The 18,865-nt window shown below is 35.4% G+C and carries 14 protein-coding genes and 2 pseudogenes; 1 reads left to right on the forward strand and 15 read right to left on the reverse strand.

Features of this window, described 5'->3' with window-relative positions:
• Positions 1–146: 146 nt before the first annotated feature.
• Positions 147–1,319 (forward strand): M28 family peptidase, encoded by a 1,173-nt coding sequence (locus tag H5J24_RS10545; protein ID WP_068943216.1) that lies wholly within the window; start codon positions 147–149, stop codon positions 1,317–1,319.
• A gap of 445 nt (positions 1,320–1,764) precedes the next feature.
• Here H5J24_RS10545 and H5J24_RS10550 read toward each other — a convergent pair.
• From H5J24_RS10550 to hisD, 15 genes and pseudogenes are all read right to left on the reverse strand, one after another.
• Positions 1,765–1,950: pseudogene (locus H5J24_RS10550) on the reverse strand (RHS repeat-associated core domain-containing protein); the annotation flags it as partial.
• 42 nt (positions 1,951–1,992) lie between these two features.
• Positions 1,993–2,379, reverse strand: coding sequence for a hypothetical protein (locus H5J24_RS10555; protein ID WP_068943214.1), 387 nt, complete (start codon positions 2,377–2,379; stop codon positions 1,993–1,995).
• A 2-nt stretch (positions 2,380–2,381) separates the two neighbouring features.
• Positions 2,382–3,170, reverse strand: a complete 789-nt coding sequence (locus H5J24_RS10560; protein ID WP_228407627.1) for an RHS repeat-associated core domain-containing protein — start codon at positions 3,168–3,170, stop codon at positions 2,382–2,384.
• A 47-nt stretch (positions 3,171–3,217) separates the two neighbouring features.
• Positions 3,218–3,739, reverse strand: a complete 522-nt coding sequence (locus tag H5J24_RS10565; RefSeq protein WP_232816291.1) for a hypothetical protein — start codon at positions 3,737–3,739, stop codon at positions 3,218–3,220.
• Positions 3,740–3,761: 22 nt separating this feature from the next.
• Positions 3,762–7,433 carry a DUF6443 domain-containing protein gene (locus tag H5J24_RS10570; RefSeq protein ID WP_068943211.1) on the reverse strand — a complete coding sequence of 1,224 codons (3,672 nt, stop codon included), beginning with the start codon at positions 7,431–7,433 and terminating at the stop codon, positions 3,762–3,764.
• 4 nt (positions 7,434–7,437) lie between these two features.
• Positions 7,438–10,170, reverse strand: coding sequence for a hypothetical protein (locus H5J24_RS10575; RefSeq protein WP_232816292.1), 2,733 nt, complete (start codon positions 10,168–10,170; stop codon positions 7,438–7,440).
• Between the two features lie 10 nt (positions 10,171–10,180).
• Positions 10,181–10,771, reverse strand: a complete 591-nt coding sequence (locus tag H5J24_RS10580; RefSeq protein WP_232816293.1) for a hypothetical protein — start codon at positions 10,769–10,771, stop codon at positions 10,181–10,183.
• A gap of 12 nt (positions 10,772–10,783) precedes the next feature.
• A complete protein-coding gene (locus tag H5J24_RS10585) occupies positions 10,784–12,406 on the reverse strand; it encodes a T9SS type A sorting domain-containing protein (protein WP_068943209.1) in 1,623 nt (540 codons plus the stop codon).
• Between the two features lie 234 nt (positions 12,407–12,640).
• Entirely contained in the window at positions 12,641–13,228 is a 588-nt protein-coding gene (gene hisIE / locus H5J24_RS10590) for a bifunctional phosphoribosyl-AMP cyclohydrolase/phosphoribosyl-ATP diphosphatase HisIE (RefSeq protein ID WP_068943208.1), read from the reverse strand.
• A complete protein-coding gene (gene hisF / locus H5J24_RS10595; RefSeq protein ID WP_232816373.1) occupies positions 13,225–13,962 on the reverse strand; it encodes an imidazole glycerol phosphate synthase subunit HisF in 738 nt (245 codons plus the stop codon). The genes hisIE and hisF overlap by 4 nt, the downstream gene beginning before the upstream one ends.
• 6 nt (positions 13,963–13,968) lie before the next feature.
• Entirely contained in the window at positions 13,969–14,691 is a 723-nt protein-coding gene (gene hisA, locus H5J24_RS10600) for a 1-(5-phosphoribosyl)-5-[(5-phosphoribosylamino)methylideneamino]imidazole-4-carboxamide isomerase (RefSeq protein ID WP_068943206.1), read from the reverse strand.
• On the reverse strand, positions 14,691–15,272 hold the full coding sequence (gene hisH, locus H5J24_RS10605; protein ID WP_068945087.1) for an imidazole glycerol phosphate synthase subunit HisH: 582 nt from the start codon (positions 15,270–15,272) through the stop codon (positions 14,691–14,693). The genes hisA and hisH overlap by 1 nt, the downstream gene beginning before the upstream one ends.
• A gap of 133 nt (positions 15,273–15,405) precedes the next feature.
• Positions 15,406–16,500, reverse strand: coding sequence for a bifunctional histidinol-phosphatase/imidazoleglycerol-phosphate dehydratase HisB (gene hisB / locus H5J24_RS10610; RefSeq protein ID WP_068943205.1), 1,095 nt, complete (start codon positions 16,498–16,500; stop codon positions 15,406–15,408).
• Between the two features lie 2 nt (positions 16,501–16,502).
• A complete protein-coding gene (hisC, locus tag H5J24_RS10615) occupies positions 16,503–17,528 on the reverse strand; it encodes a histidinol-phosphate transaminase (protein ID WP_068943204.1) in 1,026 nt (341 codons plus the stop codon).
• 1 nt (position 17,529) lies between these two features.
• A pseudogene (gene hisD / locus H5J24_RS10620) lies at positions 17,530–18,808 on the reverse strand (histidinol dehydrogenase).
• Between the last annotated feature and the right edge of the window lie 57 nt (positions 18,809–18,865).

Consider the following 18,865-nt stretch of genomic DNA (forward strand, 5'->3'; position numbering starts at 1 on the left):
TCGATATATTAGTACCAGGCAAGGTACATTCCACTCCTCTACTACTTTTCAATTTTTTTATAAAAAAATTATGGCATCCATAAAATTTTAAACACTTTATTGTGATTTATTCACTACATTAGCACAACCATTTAAAAATTAATTATATGAAAAGAATTACCACTCTTTTATGCACTTCATTGATTGTGCAGAGCATTGCTGCTCAAACTTTTATTCAGGCTTATAAAGACAGAGCTGATATGGTTACCCAGACTAACATCACCACAAACCTTCAGGATTTTGGTAACTTTGGGATTAAAAAGACCGGTTCTCAAGCCAATACTAATGCCTTAAACTGGATCAAAAACAAGTATCTTGCTTATGGTTATACTGCCAGCCAAATTACGGAAAGTGCTTTTACTTACGGATCAGCAACTTCAAAGAACTTGATTATTACTAAAACCGGGACTCTTTATCCTAATAAGTATGTAATTATTTGTGGACATTTTGATACTATTAACGGACCTGGGGTAAATGATAATGGAAGTGGTACTTCTATTATTCTTGAAGCAGCCAGAATATTACAAAATGTACCTACAGAGTATTCCATTAAGTTTATTCATTTTTCCGGTGAGGAACAAGGCCTGATTGGAAGTTCGCATTACGTGAATAATGTGGTTTATCAGAACGGAGTTCGCAAATTGGATATAAAATTGGTCTTTAACCTCGATCAGGTAGGCGGCGTAAAAGGAAATAACAATAATACGGTGTACTGTGATGAAGATCAGGGAGGTCTTTCCAGTAATAATGCGGCATCAGCTGCCGTAACACAACAGCTCAGAAACTGTACAGCACTCTATTCTCCACTTCAGACTGCTGTAGATCCTGCTGCAGATACTGACTACATCCCTTTTGAGCAGAAAGGAGAAGTTATTACCGGCTTTTTTGAAAGAATTAGAAGTACATTTCCCCATAGTTCCAAAGATACTTTTGCGAATGTAGATCCTGTATATGTTTATAATATCGGAAAGGCCACCGTAGGAGCTTTACAGCATTTTGCAGCTGCTTCTACCACTTTAACAGTGAACAAGTCAGCATCGCAAAACCCATTAGAAAATGTGAAGTTCTACCCTAACCCGGCCAATAATATCCTTAATATTGAATTACCGGATAAAACAGCCAGCTTCAGCTTTGAAATTACTAATGTGACAGGAAGGACCTTATTAAAGGTGAACAATGAAACTAAGATAAATGTTTCTACACTGGATAGAGGGGTTTTTGTAGGAATTTTAAAAATTGGAGAGCAGACGGTTGTGAAGAACATTATGATTGAGAGATAATTAGATATTTTATTTAACAAAAAACAGAGCAGCTTTGCTCTGTTTTTTTGTTTTACTATTGCCCTATAATTATCTATTTTATTTATGGAGAAGAAGCCAGAAGCTAATACCAATGAGAGGATGGCTTTATTTTAAGTGAAAGCTGGTTTTTCGTCTGAATAGACAATTTCTATAAAATCTTCTCCCTAGTATTCAAATGATTCATCCCAAATGGGTAATAGTTTTTGGTATCGATTATTTGCAGAACCTGTTTATATTTAATCTAGACATGAGCAAGATGTTCTTGTCGGGAGGTAGACTTCTGGAGAGTTAATATCCACCACACGATGCAATCGTGCGGGAGCGAGGGGGTATGATCTTAGACATATATTCCTGGGTATAGCCCCGCTGTTTTCGTAAACTCTTTATTTCCATCTGAAGCCAAATACCAAATTATAACATCATTTCCATCTGGATCTAAATATTTAATGGGATTATTGATTGCATAATTATAACCAGAGAAAGGAAAATATTTTTCAGCTTTATTATCAATTACTCCCCATCTTCCCAAATCCGGCATATACATTCTCGCTCCGTAATCATACATACCTGTCTCCTGCAACTCTTTGCCGTTGTACTTATATTGATAAATAGCCACCAATTTGGCGGCTATATTATTTTATGATTATAGAGTTTATTTTTTCCCCAATGTTAGTTTTATCATGTATTCTCTCAAACTATCATTTACAAGATATTTTTTCCCATTTAATTCTATAACTCCAATACCGGAACAAAAATCTAACTTTTTAGAGCCGTCATAAACAAATCCATATAATCTTGCATCTACATCTAGATTATTTTTTACTGGTTCTAACTTAGAAAAAATATTTATTAATTTATTATTTTCATCGTTAGACAAAGTAAGTTGTTTTTTATTGGGATGTAATCTTAAACTATCACAATTTATTGACCTTACCGGACTAAGTCTCATATCAATATAATACATTTGTCCCTCTTGCTTTTGACAGCTAAGAACTAAAAACAAAAAAATTGTGAGAAATAATTTAAATATAACTTTCATTACTATTTTTTCTTTTTAACGGTTATTATCACCTCTTGGATTTCAGTTGGTTTTGGTTTTGTTGTATTTACCCCTGCTGTATCATATAACTCTCCTCTATGATCTTTCCTAGTGACTTCTTTTCCTTTTATTAGCCCTAGTTTTTTAGCCGTGGCTTGTTCACTTCCTTGTATAACTCTCATTTCTTCGGCATTATCATAATTATCTCCTGTAGGTTTTAAGACATTCATTATATGTTTTTCCGGATCCCTAAAGCAATTATTTGCATGATCAAATTCGTGGTCTAAAATAGCTGTTGCTGTTAGTTCTTTGCCATTTGTAGTTCTTAAACCTTTAGTAGGTTTCCATCTAATTTTATCTTTATTGTCGAAATTAGGTCCATCCTTGTCATTATAACCATTATCTGTTACATATACTTTCTCCTCTCTTGAATCTAAAGCCTTAAGGTTACCTCCTGCCCCAGATTCAATTAATGCCTTTGCTGCTCTATGAAAGGCAACCACGTACTTATTTTTTCCAGTGTAACCTGCACCATATTTATAATCATATGTATGCATTTTTCCATCTGAAGCCAGATACCAAATTATTACATCATTTCCATCTGGGTCTAAATATTTAATGGGATTATTGACCGCATAATTATAACCAGAGAAAGGAAAATATTTTTCAGCTTTATTATCAATTACTCCCCATCTTCCCAGATCCGGCATATACATCCTCGCACCATAATCATACATACCAGTCTCTTGCAACTCCTTCCCATTGTACTTATAATTAAAGCTACCAATCAATAGTCTTTATTACCAACACTCATAGTGATCAGTCCATTTTTTATTTTCTATAATTTTAGTTTTATCAAATTTAAAGTAGTATTTGGTAATTGATCCGCAATATTTGGGATTTCCTTTAAAAAAGGGACCACATCAATTCTTAATTGATTGTCGTGAATTTCAGAAAATATAGCAGCATTTAATGGTCCATTTGGAACCCCTTGATATTGCACAACGGTTTTAAATATAGTATTAAATTGAGCATTAAGTTCCCAGTTTATATTCTTATATTTATTAGATAACTCTTTAAGATGCTTATCTTCTCTTAAAGGTTTTATTTCTTCTTTTTCTGATAAAATATTTTTATAAAAATTACTTGAATCATTTTTATCTAAAGGATAGGGGTAGATTAAATCATAAATATATAATCCAGAAACATCTTTCCCAAACTCTTTTAATGAAATATCTTTGCTGATAAAATCATTGCTTATAGCCATATATGCTTCATTATACATTGTTTTCGATTGAGAATTACAGCTAATAAAAGTAACAAGAGCTACACAATATACAAGTACTTGATAAGTTTTCATTTTATATCTTTTATTGAGTTTATTATCTTTGAGGAGTTTTGATATATAAATCTTTTTTAGGATCGACTTTCAGCGGTCCTTTAGAATAGGCTTCACTACTAAATGCACTAAAATTAAAACTTCCTGAATTCATTGGAGAATAAGATTTTCGTTGGCCAAATGGCAGTTTAAATCCTTTTGAATTATCTAACTCAGTTCTAATGACATTAATAACTTTTTTTTCATTATCTCCCTGCATACCATATATAGAGGTCGCCGAAAGCTCTCTTCCATCATCTCCAATAATACCATCTATTAAATTATTATATTTATGACTTACTTCATGAAGAGTTATCATTCCATATCCCATAGTCAAAGGATTAAGAGCTTCACTAGTTCCTGAAATAAAAGCATCTATTTGGTCAGTATTAATGTTTAAATCAAAATAGCTTGTAAAACCGTATTCATTTCCAATCCATTCTCCTTTTACTGTAGGTTCACCACTAATTGATGAACCTTTACTATTGTCTGAGTCTATACTATATACTGTTCTATGATTATCGATTGCTCCTTTTATCATATCACGGGCTGTTTTACTTCCACTAGCATCGGAAGGTTCCGTATAACTTAATTTACCATTATCACCAATAGATAGTTTAAGTCCTGTTTCTTGCTCTAAATCACTTACAATTTTATTTTGAGTTTCAGCAGAAATATTTTTACCAAATGTTATATCTTTATTTTGCATTCCATCTGGATCAATAAATCTAATTGGGTTATTGTAGGCATAGGTGTAAGTACTCCACCGTCTGGAAGTTTCCGCCAGTGGATCCATCACACCCCATCTTCCCAAATCCGGCATATAGAACCTCGCACCATAATCATACATACCCGTCTCTTGAAGCTCCTTTCCGTTGTACTTGTAATTCTTATAAATACCTTGACCAAAGAATGCATTTCTAGTATTCAAATGATTCATCCCAAACGGGTAGTAATCATTGGCATCTGTGATTTCAAGAGCACCTGTGCTGTTTCTTCCAAAACTTATTCTTACATTTCCAAGATGATCCTTGTATTGGTAAATATACTGATCTTTTTTATAATCGTAATACCCTTCTGCTGTTGGAAAGAAAGATAGATCGGCATCCTTTATCTTCACTATAAGGCCGCCCCCTCCAATAGGCGGATCTATTCCAGGATCTATGGGATCTATGGGATCTATGGGATCTATGGGAACATTATTTCTTAGCGTATAGGCCTGTATTTCCATAGCTTTTGACATTTCCCGACTTTTAGCCAATAATTCAGTGCCACCACCATTTCTGATCATGGTGGTTTTTAAGTACTGAAATCCATCTAAATAATCTGAAACTGTATTGACAGTATAGCAATCTACAATACCACATTCATAAGTTGATTTTACTTTCTGAAGTTTTGTACCATTGGCTCCATATAAATAAGTAAGACCTACTTCTGACTGTAATAAACTCATTTTATCAGGAAGATTGAGAAAGTTGTAGGCTATGGAACTAATCCCTTTATCATGCATATTTTCCATATTTCCATTAGCATCATAGGTAATGGTATTTCCACCACCTTCATAGCCTGAAGGGTTATTATAAACATCATGAACATTTGTGAGCTTATTTCCTGTATAACTATATTCTAATTTATCAATAACAGTAGCTATATTGTTATTTTCAGTAACAGAAGTTCTGTACAGTTTTAGGATATTTCCGTTAAGGTCATAATCCATAGATTCAGTATTTTCTTTAGTCCATGGGTTCATTGGGTTCTGGTAATATCCAGCGGTTAACCTGTTCAATCCATCATAGGCATAGCCATATCTTTTGGGAATTGTAGATGGGTTCGCTCCAAGGGATTCCACAGCCCTCCAATCGATCTCTGCGATATTTCCATTGTATCTGGATTTTACATTTTTTCCTGAAAATAAAGCCGGATCCGGATTTTCAAGTCCTTCTCTTTGATTATACTTTATTTTATAGGAGAATAGTTTTCCACCAAGATCCGGCAAGGCCATCTCATTTTTATTAATATCAGTCATCCAGCCTCTGATATTATAGGAATAATCTATACTTTGCAGGTTATTTCCAACCTTTTTATTAACCAGCTGCGAAAGTTCATTATAGGTATTTTCTGCCAATATTACTTCCTGTTGGTCATCTACTTTATGCCAGTGTTTTATCAGTCTGTTAGCATTATCATACTCAAATCGCTCATTGACAGTTACCCCTATTTCTCCCTGCTTTTTCAGGTGCCTGGTAACAACTTGAGTTGGAAGTCCCACAAAATCTAGTTTGGATTCTGTTTTGGTGTATCCGCCCAAGTGATTGATGGAATGGGTTCCGATCATTCTTCCTTTGGTGTCATAATAGCTGTAGTTTTTTGTCCAGTTATCATCTTCAATATTCTTTACCAGACTCATCACAGGAAGTCCCTTGGTGCTTTTTCCTTCAGAGGAAACGGTATCTTTTAAAGTAGCCTCTTCTTGAATAGTAGTAGGGAAAGTTGGATTAAAACCATAAGCAGGATAAGAATCGTAGTAATTCACTGACAAGAGTGTCACCCAGGTCCCATTAGGGTAAGTTCCATTAGGATCATAAAAAACGTCCATTCCCTGTACATAGAAAAATGATTGTGGGGTTCTTTTCACATTATTATTATCAAACACATCTGCAACGGACTGTTCTCCCTGTCTTGTACCGTTTCCCTGGTTGGTACAAATACCTGTTATTGCTACTCTTCCAAACTCGTCATATTGGGTATATAACCAATGTCCTTTAGCTCTTAGATTAGCATCCTGGGTAGAGACCAAACGGTCCTTTTTATCATATAACATATACTCCCAGCCTTTCCCTGGGAGCTTCTTTTCTACAAGACGGTTTCTTCCGTCATAGCGATACTCATAAGCTAAATTTTGCTGATCATCCCATCCCCAGGTTTGTTTTTGGGATAACAAAGGTGGAATTACCCATGCTAATTGATCATACTCATTATAAACATAATAGGTATCAGCGTTTTCTGTAGCACTTATTACTTTTCTTACTAATAGAACTTGTCCTTTACCATTTTTAAATTCAATGGTTTTGTTTCCGTCTTCATCGGTAACGGTATTTTTATAAAGCTGACCAGCTCCATACATCCCACCATGGTCAATGGTGGATTTAGTAGCATTATTTTCCCAAGTTGTTGTAGTGATATATTTTATTACTTCTCCTGTTTCATTCGCTGCATAGTCAAATTTTACAGGTTTAGTACTCCAGTCATTACCCACCTGAATCTGCTGCTGGAGTCTATTTAATGGTGAGTTTTCCAATATTTTCTCTGAATAAATTTTTTCTGAGCCATAAATATTAGGCTGGGAAGCATTGGATAACGGATTGGGAATAATACCGCCATTCAGAGTTGCTGATTGAGGCACGGGTAAATAGTCTTTAACCCGTCTTCCAAACTGGTCGTATTCAATATGAACTACTACATCTTTTCCCAATGGGGATGCTTTTACATTGACCACCTGTTTAGGTCTTCCCAAACCGTCAAAATACTGAACGGTTTCTGAGGTTTTTGTGGGAGTCGTTCCATTGTAATCCAGATAGATTTTGGATTGGATATAGTTTTCTCCCTGGGTAAGCTGGCCATGTACTGAATGACTCAGCAGCAGCAGCATGCTTATGGGAATTATAAGTTTTTTCATCGTCTTAGTTTTTGTAGTGGTAATTGAATTCTTTTAACAGTTTTCCTGTTTTGTTATGCTCTCTGACTTCTTTAAGCCTTCCCGCATCATCATAAAGGTAAATTTCTCTAATTCCGGATGGAGGGGTAATGCTTCTTACTCCGATTAATGGGTCGTAGGTGTAGGTCGTAATTTGAAATCCTGCAAGATTGGGATTATTTTTGAAGTCATTCAATACCTTCAGAAGTTCAGTCTCATCATTATTCCTTTCAGCTGCTGCGTCTGTATCAGAAGCACCAACAATAGTACTGATATAAGAAGAAACCTGCTCATAATTAGCCCCTTCAATCTTAGCAATAGGTAATGTATTGTTATATCCCCAGACAATAGATACTGGATTACTGCTATTACCATTGGCATCCGGTTTGGGATTATATTGCAGGAGATTTCCACTTATTGGGTGATATTGCTTAAATAGTACATCTATTGTAAGAGTATTACTCTGAACATTCAGACTGGATATGCTGATAGGCAATGGTAAGCCGGATGTTTTATTATTAGCCTCAGTATCAGAGTTTGGATAAAGACTTATAATTTTTGAAATAGTTTTTCCTGCATCTCCTGAATTCGTTTTCTTAACAACTGTTGTTTCCAAAGGAATGCCTATTATATTTTTATTAATTAGATATTGATTTCCTTTTTCATGGGCATACTGAAAAGTTGTTTCTTGGATAGACTTATCAGGAAATGTAATCTTTTGTGAAGTAGGCTGTATGTGTAAAGGGTTGTTGTAAAAATATTCAGTTTCTGTTTTTAATAATTTTCCATTTAGATTCTCTTCTATTACTTCCTTGTCTTTATTTACCTGAGCAGATACTAGTTTTTTTCCATAGAAGCTAAAGCTGGCAGCAGGTGCTTTAAAACTACCTGCACACCCCAAAGCATACTGAGGACTTTCAACAAAAAACTGATAACTCATTTTATGAAATTCATTAGGTTTAGTAGGAGCTGTAAAATCTAATCCTGATTCTATTTGTTGAGTGGAAGGAGTTTGAATAAATGAATAATCATTCGTTATTGTTTTAACAGGAGCTGAGTTTCCTTTTTCAAAAATTTCCTGCTTCTTTATAAACCCTCTCTTCCATGAATCATCATTAAATAAAAGAAATGGAGTATCATAATATAGCTTTTGGTCGTCGTCGTCATAAAATGAATAAGTAATTTTTCCATTATCATTGCCATTGCTGATACTGCTTTCTGTAACTTTAGAATAAAATACAGTAGCTCCATTATATCCTAATATATCACTAATTGAAGTACTGTAATATTTAGCCAGCGTAAAATCTTTAGTAAGTACTTTACAATAGTCTGGATAGTATTTGCTACTGCTTGCTCTTTCCAGTTCATATAAAAGAGGATAATCATAGATTTTGCCAGTTGAAATATTATTATCAATATAACTGATATTTTTGCTCAGTAGGGTATTTCCGTTATTATCTTTTGAAACTATTTTTGCAATCCTTACTCCTCCAACTACCAGATTTTTCTGTCCTGAATTCGTCATAACGATTTCTTCTCCGTAAAGTTGTATATAAGGGTCAGGAAGCCCTTTGGTTTTCATACTTAAAGAATAAGACCCAGGATTTAAAGTAAGCTCTGCTTCACCTGTATCAGACATCGGAGGGAGCTGTACAAACGTATTTGTTGAATTATTTTTTAAATCATAAAAAATATAGGAGCCTGATGTAGCTCCGCCAGTTGGAGTTGGGATATTATATTTTATTTTGAATTTAACCTGTTGAGCTATTTCAAAAGGGACAACTTCATGAAAATCACCTCCAGTAGACAGTTCATCACTATAATACACTCCAACATTTATATCCTTTACAGAATATTCGTTATAACTTGCCTCATTATAAGTATTATTTTCATAAAAAAAGTCATCACTTCCTTTTGTAGGATAAATAATTTCTTTTAATAATGTTGTTTGGCTATTATTTATGTTCGGTTTCTTTCCTCCCAGATAATAATAAGTTTTAAAGTTTTTTTCATTATATCTTTCACCTCCATCTCTACTATAATATCCCCAAAAATCCTTACTTTCACTATCTTTTTGTGGGATGTCTTCCTCGTAATATTTAAAGGAATACTGTTTGTCATTTATTTTGACTGAATTTAATTTTAACCAGGTAGTAAGATCATTATTTACACCTCCATTACCCAAGGATTGGAAATAGGATTGGTTAAAATCTACTTTATAACTGCCCCCTCCATCCTGGATCATTATTTTATCAAGTGCAGAAATTTTTCTAGAGAAATTATTCTTCACATCAGCCCTGGGATCCGTTTTATACCCAAAAGAAACCCTTGTTCTTGCATTAACTTTGATTTCTTTTAATATTGGAAGGGTATGTTGTGTTACTTTTGATATATATTTAACTTCAAAGAACCGATAGTAATTATCCGGGATGTCATAATCCTCAGTGCTTCCCCTCATATAAGAGGTTGGATTATCATAGGCATAATCAACATAATCATATAAAAATTCAATAATATCAGTTTTTGTCTTAATTTTTGATAGGTAATAATTATTATATCTTATATTTCCCCCACTGTATGGATAAATTCCTCTCAACGTTACCATGTCTGATAGTAAATTAACTTCATCCTGAACCGCATATTCATAAATATTGCCTTGTATATCAACAATTACAAATTTATTACTATCGAATTGAATTTTTTCCTTTCCTACAGGCATCTGTCTTCCATTAAAATCTTTGTCCAGAAAAAAATTTATTGCTTTTTCCAGCGTAAGAGAAGTGAAAAATATCGGGCTCTGTATCTACCCTGTTAACAGGATTTCGCATAAAGGTACTATGCTCATCTAAAAAAGAATTGGAATTCTCACTCAAAACTTGATATTCCGGATAATTCAGAGCTTCAGACATATTCGCGAACCCCATCTTTAATGGCCTATCAACAGGAAAACCATTAAAAAAAACATAGTATTCCTTCAGCGAATGAAGATCATCCAAACCATTCACTTTATGTGAAATTTTACCTCCTACGTCCAAATCCCAGCCCAGTCCAATATTGGAGGAATTTTCACCGGGTTTAAATCCGGTAGATGTATAATTCAATGTAATTGGAATTTCAAGGTCTTTAACCTTTAAAGTATAAATATTTAAAGAATAGTTTATTGCACCTGATGAGTAATTGATTGGTATATCAACTCTTTTTACTAAACCAGACATTTCAGGGGTTGTAGGAACAACATTTGTAATTTTACTATCTTGAGCAAATACTCCAATGCCAGATAGAAGCAAAAGGAATAAAGGTATTTTATAGTTTTTTTTCATGATTAATGTTTTTTATTTCTTAATCAGCTTTGCATTCGCTGTCTTGTTGTTATCCGTTTTTATGGTTACTAAATAAGCCCCCTGTATCAAAGCTTGGGTATTAATTTTAGTCACTCTGTTTTTGGTTTTTAAGCTCTGAAGTTGCCTTCCGCTCATATCATACAGCATAATATCAGCTTCTTTGAAATCAAAGCCGATTTCTACATACGCATAATCCGATACAGGATTTGGATAGATCTTGATATCGTATTTTGCTATCAGATCATTCACTTGCTTATCACCTAGCTTTACAATCTTCCAATTCTCTTTTCCTAATTCTTTGGCACTAGTTCCTGCTAAAACAATAGAACCGTCCCTGTTTAATTTCAAATCTGAAAGCCTTTCTTCTTTTTGTCTGGACTCTCCTGCGACATGTTTTCTCCACTGTTCATTGCCATTTGCATCCAGATATAGCATCCAGAAGGTCTCATCATCTTTTTCTATTCTTCCTTCAGCTTGAGTGTAACCGCCTAACAGAATTCCTTTTGAAGACTTGTCATCTGAAGAATGAATGACACTCATTCCCATCAGGATATCGCGGTTTTTGAAATTATAGGATTTCTGCCACTGCTCATCACCTCTTTCATTCAATGCAATCAGCCAAAGGTCTGTGCCTTCTTCAATCCCTACCGTTTTGTTTCCGGATCTTTCGGATCTCGATTCACCGCCAATGATATAGCCGTTTGAAGTTAAAGCCAGGGTTCTGATATGATCATCTCCTTTCCCGCCAAAGTTCTTTTCCCATTCTACTTTTCCGTTTTTGTCCAGTTTGACAATCCAGTAGTCGCCTTCACCGAAGTTGCTGCTTTGTTTTGAGGCAGCAGATAGTAGGTTATAGGTACTAGTACTTCCAGTCGAAGATTTACTTTCAGAATTTCTAACCCCGGAATCCTTAACCTCGGAACTCCTGGAATATATTCCCAATAAGGCTCCACCATCCTTTGTTGGAATCATTTTTTCTACTTCGTCCAGACTTTTTCCGCCTATGATCAATTGAGAGAGTTCTTTTCCGTCTTTGTCGAGTCTTGTGATCCAGACATCCTTAGAACCATAGCCTTTGGAGGAGTTTTGAACATTTCCGGCAATAAAGAATCCTAGATCTGTAGTTTGGATCACTGCTTTGGCTTCTTCATCTGAAGCAGTTCCCAGAGTTTTCTGCCATAGTTCATCTCCGAATTCATTGATTCGGATCAGCCACATATCAGATCCGCCTTTGGAATCCTCTTTCTTATCCAGTCCTTTTCCTGAATATGAAGTTCCGGCTACAAGAAATCCGCCATCCTGGGTAGATACCGTTGCAGAAAGATAATCATGATTATTTCCTGAGAAATACTTTTCCCAGGCCTGTTCTCCCTGTTGGTTAAGTTTCACCAAATGGAAATCATAACCGTTGTTCTGCTTACTTCCAGCCTCCAGCTTCCCATTTCCTGACTGTATAGAACTTCCTGTGATAAGGTATTGCTGATCGATTGTTGTGGTCACCTGACTTAGAAAATCCTGGGTAGAGGATTGGATATCTTTTTGCCAGAGAACTTCCTGGGCAGACAGTCCCAGAATGGTGCATAGCGTACATGCACTAAAATAAAGTTTTTTCATTCCCGTGTTGTTTTGAGTTGAGTATTAGTCTTTTCAAATTTTTTCAAATTTAAAATTTTTTACATTACACAAGTCATATTTATGTGATTTAACATGAAATATTTCCATGAATAAAGACCCTTCATTACATTTGCACCATCCTTCATTAATCATACAAATCTACTACGAAACAGCGACAGAATCTGTCGTGTTATATTTTTCTCATAAAAAAACCTTTGAAAAAATTCAAAGGTTTCATTGATTTCGGCTTTGAAGAACTTCTTCAATTTCCTCAAGCGAAAAGCTTTTTGCTTTTAATAAAATCAGTAAATGGTATAAAAGGTCAGCCGCTTCATTTTTAAAAAGCTTGTCATTATTATCTTTAGCTTCAATAACTAATTCCACCGCTTCCTCTCCTAGTTTCTGAGCCATCTTATTGATCCCTCTTTCATACAGTGAATAGGTATAGGACTCACTGGCTTTACTGTCAATTCTTTGCGATATTGTTTCTTCCAGCTCATAGATAAAACCTTTTGAATCCTTTTCTCCAAAACAGCTGAAACTCCCGGTATGACATACGATATGAGTGGGAACAACTTTAATCAGTAAGGTATCCTGATCACAATCGATATCGATACTTTTTACAGTTAAAAAGTTACCTGATTCTTCCCCTTTTGTCCAGAGTCTGTTTTTGGAACGGCTGAAAAAAGTCACTACTTTTTCTTTTTGTGTTTTCTCAAGAGCTTCTGCATTCATATACCCCAGCATCAAAACCTGCAGCGTTCGGTTATCCTGAATCACAACAGGAACAAGTCCGTTATCTTTATTAAAATTAATCTTCATCGTATGTCTATTTTCTGAGTTTTTAATTGTTGTTTTAAATCTTTAATTCCTATTTCATTAAAATGGAATATACTGGCTGCCAAAGCTCCTGTAGCTTTCGTTTCATTAAAAACTTTAACAAAATCATTTACAGTTCCGGCGCCCCCGGAAGCGATTACAGGAATTGAGATCTTTTCTGAAACCTGTTGGGTAATGTAAAGGTCAAACCCGTTTTTGGTTCCGTCACCATCCATTGAAGTTAAAAGAATTTCACCTGCTCCCAAGGCTTCTGCTCTTTTTGCCCATTCTACCGTGTTCAGTTCTGTAGCTTCTCTTCCGCCTTTAATATGGACAAGATCAGCTTGGTCAATTCTTTTGGTATCAATAGCAACCACTACACACTGACTTCCGAATTCATTAGCCAGTTCAGCAATCAGTTTGGGTTCTTTAACAGCAGCAGAATTGATACTGATCTTATCTGCTCCGGCCTCTAAAAGCTTTCTGACATCTTCAACAGAGGCTATTCCACCACCAACGGTAAATGGTATGCTTAGTTCCTGAGCTATTTTCCGTACTAATTCTACAAATGTTTTCCTGTTTTCCAGCGTTGCTGTAATATCAAGGAAAACCAGTTCATCAGCACCCTCTGCTTCATATTTTTTAGCAAGTTCTACGGGATCTCCGGCATTTTTAAGATCCTCGAAGTTGATTCCCTTTACCGTACTTCCATCCTTAATATCCAGACATGGAATAATTCTTTTTTAAGCATTTTCAATAAAATTTTGAAGTTGTTGAAGGCTTATTCTTCCTTCGTAAATTGCTTTCCCGATGATTGTTCCGGCGCAGCCGATATCTTTCATTTTATAGACATCATTAATCCCGGAAATACCACCACTGGCTACCAACTGTATTGATGTTGTAGATAAAGTTTCGATATAAAGCTCTGTTGAAGGACCTTCCAGCATCCCATCCTTTGAAATATCAGTGCATATCACCGTGTTGATTCCTTTTTTCTGATATCCAAGAATAAAATCAATAATATCCAGATTGCTTTCTTCCAGCCAGCCGGAGGTTTTAATCTTCCTGTTGTCACAATCTGCTCCCAAAATAATTTTTCCGGGACCATATTTTTCAATAACGGTAAGACAAAACTCGGGATCCTGTACCGCAATACTTCCCAATGTAATCTGCTTTGCACCGGAATTGAAAGCTGTTTCAATATCCTGCGAAGTTTTTAAACCGCCCCCAAAATCAATCTGTAACGAAGTTGATTTCGCAATATTTTCAAGCACTTTCTGATTAACAATATGCTTAGATTTTGCCCCGTCAAGATCCACAAGATGAAGAAACTGAATACCAAAGTCTTCAAACTCTCTGGCCACTTCTACAGGATCTTCATTGTATATTTTCTTGGTGCTATAATCTCCTTTGGATAAACGCACACATTTTCCGTCAATAACATCAATAGCAGGAATAATCTTCATCATGATAAGTTTATAAAATTATTTAATATTCGGCTGCCCACATCCCCCGATTTCTCTGGATGAAACTGAACCGCATAAAAGTTATCTTTCTGTAGAGAGGCACTAAATGGAAGAATATAATCACAAACCGAAGTAGTAAATTCTGACAGTTCACAATAATAACTATGCACAAAATACACATCATTTTCGGGTTCAATTCCAGAGAATATTGAAGATTCTTGTTTTGAAAGCGTATTCCAGCCCATATGAGGGACAAGATCCAAAGGAGGAAACCTTTTGACACTGATATCGAAAATCCCCAAACCTTCTGTATTTCCTTCCTCATTTCCTTTACACATCAGCTGCATACCCAGACATATCCCTAAAACAGGTTGTTTTAATGTAGGAATAAGGTAATCAAGCCCTTTTGCTTTCAACAGCTTCATCGTAGACGAGGCTTCGCCTACACCAGGGAAAATAACCTTATCAGCTTTCAGGATCTGTTCAGGGTCATCTGTAATGACTGAGTCGATATTCAGCCTGTTTAAAGCGTTCTGTACGGAGCTTACATTCCCTCCGTTATATTTTATTATTGCGATCATAAGTCTTATTTTAATTGTAAATAAATCCATTGATTTATTTTAAACCATTTTAGATAAAGTTTAACTTATCTTAAGCTTCTCCATATACTTAATATCCAGATAGTTGATTTTAAATTCAATTCAATCTATTTAATTATAAACTTCCTTTTGTTGAGGGTAAATTATAGTTACTATCAGATTGATTGACGGCCATTTTCACTGCTTTAGCAAAAGCTTTAAAAATTGATTCTATTTTGTGATGCTCATTTTCTCCTTCTGCTTTAATATTCAAATTGGTTCTTGAAGAATCTGTAAAAGATTTAAAAAAGTGAAAAAACATTTCTGTTGGCACATCTCCTATTTTTTCTCTTTTGAATTCTGCATCCCAAACCAGCCATGATCTACCGCCAAAATCAATAGCGACCTGTGATAGACAGTCATCCATCGGAAGCAGGAAACCATACCTTTCAATTCCTTTTTTCTTTCCCAGCGCTTTTAAAACAGCTTCCCCCAGTACAATTCCTGTATCTTCTACGGTGTGGTGCTCATCTACCTGAAGATCTCCGTTTACTTTGATCTTAAGATCCATATTTCCGTGTCTGGCAATCTGTTCCAGCATGTGATCAAAAAAGTGGAGTCCGGTAGAGATTTCAGATTTTCCTTTTCCATCAATATTGACCTCAATTTCGATTTCTGTTTCATTGGTCTTTCTGTAGACTTTTGCGCTCCTCATTCCCGTCTTTAAGAACTGATAAATCGTACTCCATTCTGTTGTAGAAAGATCTGCTTCACCATTAAAGTTTTCATTTAGGAAAATAGATTTAGACCCCATATTTTTAGCAAGTTGAACATCTGTAATCCGATCACCAATCACATAGGAATTCTCAAGATCATAATCCCCATAAATGTATTTTGCAAGCATTCCTATGCCAGGTTTTCTGGTGGGTAAATTTTCACTTTCAAAGCTTTTATCAATTAAAATATCACTGAAAATAACCCCTTCATTTTGGAAAGCTTTGAGCATTTTTTCTTGAGGCTTTATAAAGTCTTCGAAAGGAAAACTTTCTGTTCCTAGCCCGTCCTGGTTGGTCACCATCACCAATTCATAATCCAGTTCACCGGCAATTTTTGAAAGGTTTTGGAAAACACCGGGATAAAATTCCAGTTTCTCTAATGAATCTACCTGAAAATCAATAGGTGGTTCAATAATCAAGGTACCATCCCGATCGATAAATAATACTTTTTTCATCTCTATATGTTCTTTAAAAGAGTAATCAGCTTCTCATTCTCCTTGCGGTTTCCTACATTAATCCTGATACATCCCGGAATGGCAGGATCTCTTCTGCTTGTTAAAATTTCCTGTTCCAGCATTTGTGCATATACCTTTTCTATGTCTTTCATTTTGATTAAAAAAAAGTTAGCATCCGTTGGGAAGACCTTGGTAATGCATTCAATGCTCTTAAATTGTGCCTGCAGCCATTCACGCTCAGCAATAATATCATGTACATTCTTTTTCAATGCACTTTCATCTTCCAGCACATTCAAAATGAGTTCCTGGCTCAATGCATTCACATTATAGGGTGCTTTCACTGTATTAATTAACTGAGTAATTTCTTCAGAAGAATAAGCTACACCTACTCTGGCTCCTGCCATTCCCCAGGCTTTTGAAAAAGTCTGTAGTACAATCAGATTAGGATACTTTTCCAAAAGCTCCAGGCTTGATTTTTTTCCGGAAAATTCAATATAAGCTTCATCTACCACCACAATCCCATTGAAATTCTGAATATAAAACTCAATATCTTCTGTGCTGTTTCCGGTTGGGTTGTTAGGAGAACACAGAAAGAAAATCTTTATAGATTCTTCTTTTATGATGTTTAAAAAGTCATTTTTTACAATCTCAAAGTTCTCATCCAGATTCAGTTGTAAAACCCTGTTTTCATTAATAGCAGCATAAAAGCCATACATTGCAAAAGAGGGATTCATCATCAAAATAGCATCCTTTTTAGGCTCACAGAAGATTTTAATAATTAAATCAATCAGTTCATCACTTCCATTTCCTACGGCTATCTGTTTAGCAGATAAGTTTTTAAGTTCAGCTAACTTGTTTTTAAGTTTTCTTTGAGTAGAATCGGGATAACGGTTCCATTCTCCAAAAGGACTTTCATTAGCATCCAAAAATGTGGGCTCATTGAACTCATTATGATCCCTGAAGCTTATATAAGGTTTTAATTTTAAAATATTCTCTCTTACTAATGTATTGGTACTGATTGTGTTCATATTATCGTTTTAATCTTATTGATACTGCATTTTTGTGGGCAATAAGCCCCTCAGCTTCCGCCATTATTTTTATTGTTTTTCCCAGATTCTGAAGGCCTTTCTTTGATAAATGCTGGAAGGTGATTTTCTTTACAAAACTATCCAGAGACACCCCGCTATAATTTTTTGCATATGCATTCGTGGGAAGCGTGTGATTGGTTCCGCTGGCATAATCTCCAGCGCTTTCACAGGAGTAATTTCCAAGGAATACTGAACCTGCATTCTGAATCAGAGGAATATATTTTTCAAATTCATCCATTGCAAGAATAAGGTGTTCCGGAGCATATAGGTTACTGAACTCAACGGCTTCCTCAAGGCTGCTCAACAAAATAAAACAACTGTTCTCCAAAGCTTTTCCTGCCATTTCATTTCTTGGTAAGTCTCTGACTTGCTGTTCAACCGCACTAATCGTCTCCTTAAAAACTTTAAGATCGGTCGTAAGAAAAATCACCTGGCTATCACTTCCGTGTTCTGCCTGAGAAAGTAAGTCTGCAGCACAAAATTCAGGAACAGCTTGTTCATCTGCCATCACAAGCACTTCACTTGGACCAGCCGGCATATCAATAGCAACTCCATATCGTTGCGCATATTCTTTAGCAGCCACTACGAACTGATTTCCCGGGCCAAAAATCTTATACACCTGTGGTATACTTTCAGTTCCTAAAGTCATCGCAGCAATAGCTTGAGCACCCCCTGTTTTGAACATTTTTGAAACCCCGCAAAGCTTTGCTGTATATAAAATGGCAGGGTTAACGGCTCCGTTTTTATCCGGTGGCGTACAAAGAATAATTTCCTTACATCCGGCAATATTAGCGGGTACTGCAAGCATTAATACTGTTGAAAATAAAGGGGCTGTTCCACCGGGGATATAAATTCCTACTTTTTCTATAGCTCGGTTTTCTCTCCAGCAAACCACTCCTTTTGTGGTTTCAATTTTCTGAATTTCCGGATTCTGAGATTCGTGAAATGTAAAAATGTTTTCTTTCGCTTGCCGGATGGCTAATTTCAAATCATTACTAAGCTGTTTTTCAGCACTATTTATCTCTTCGTCAGTAACAACAATGCTTTCAGTTTCTGCTTGATCAAATTTTTTATTGAATGCAATCAAAGCTTGGTCTCCGTTGTTTTCCACTTCAGTAAATATTCCTGTGATCAATCCGGAAATTTCCTCCCGTTCAAAAAACAGGACGTTGTACAAGCTCTGCCCATATGTCTTTTGTTGGATATCGATATATTTTCATCTGTATATTTTTTTCTTAGTATAAATTGATTTTCAGTTCTTAACGTTTTAATTAACA

It is taken from the genome of Chryseobacterium capnotolerans (genome assembly GCF_021278965.1).
In the GTDB taxonomy this organism is placed as follows: Bacteria; Bacteroidota; Bacteroidia; order Flavobacteriales; family Weeksellaceae; genus Chryseobacterium; species Chryseobacterium capnotolerans.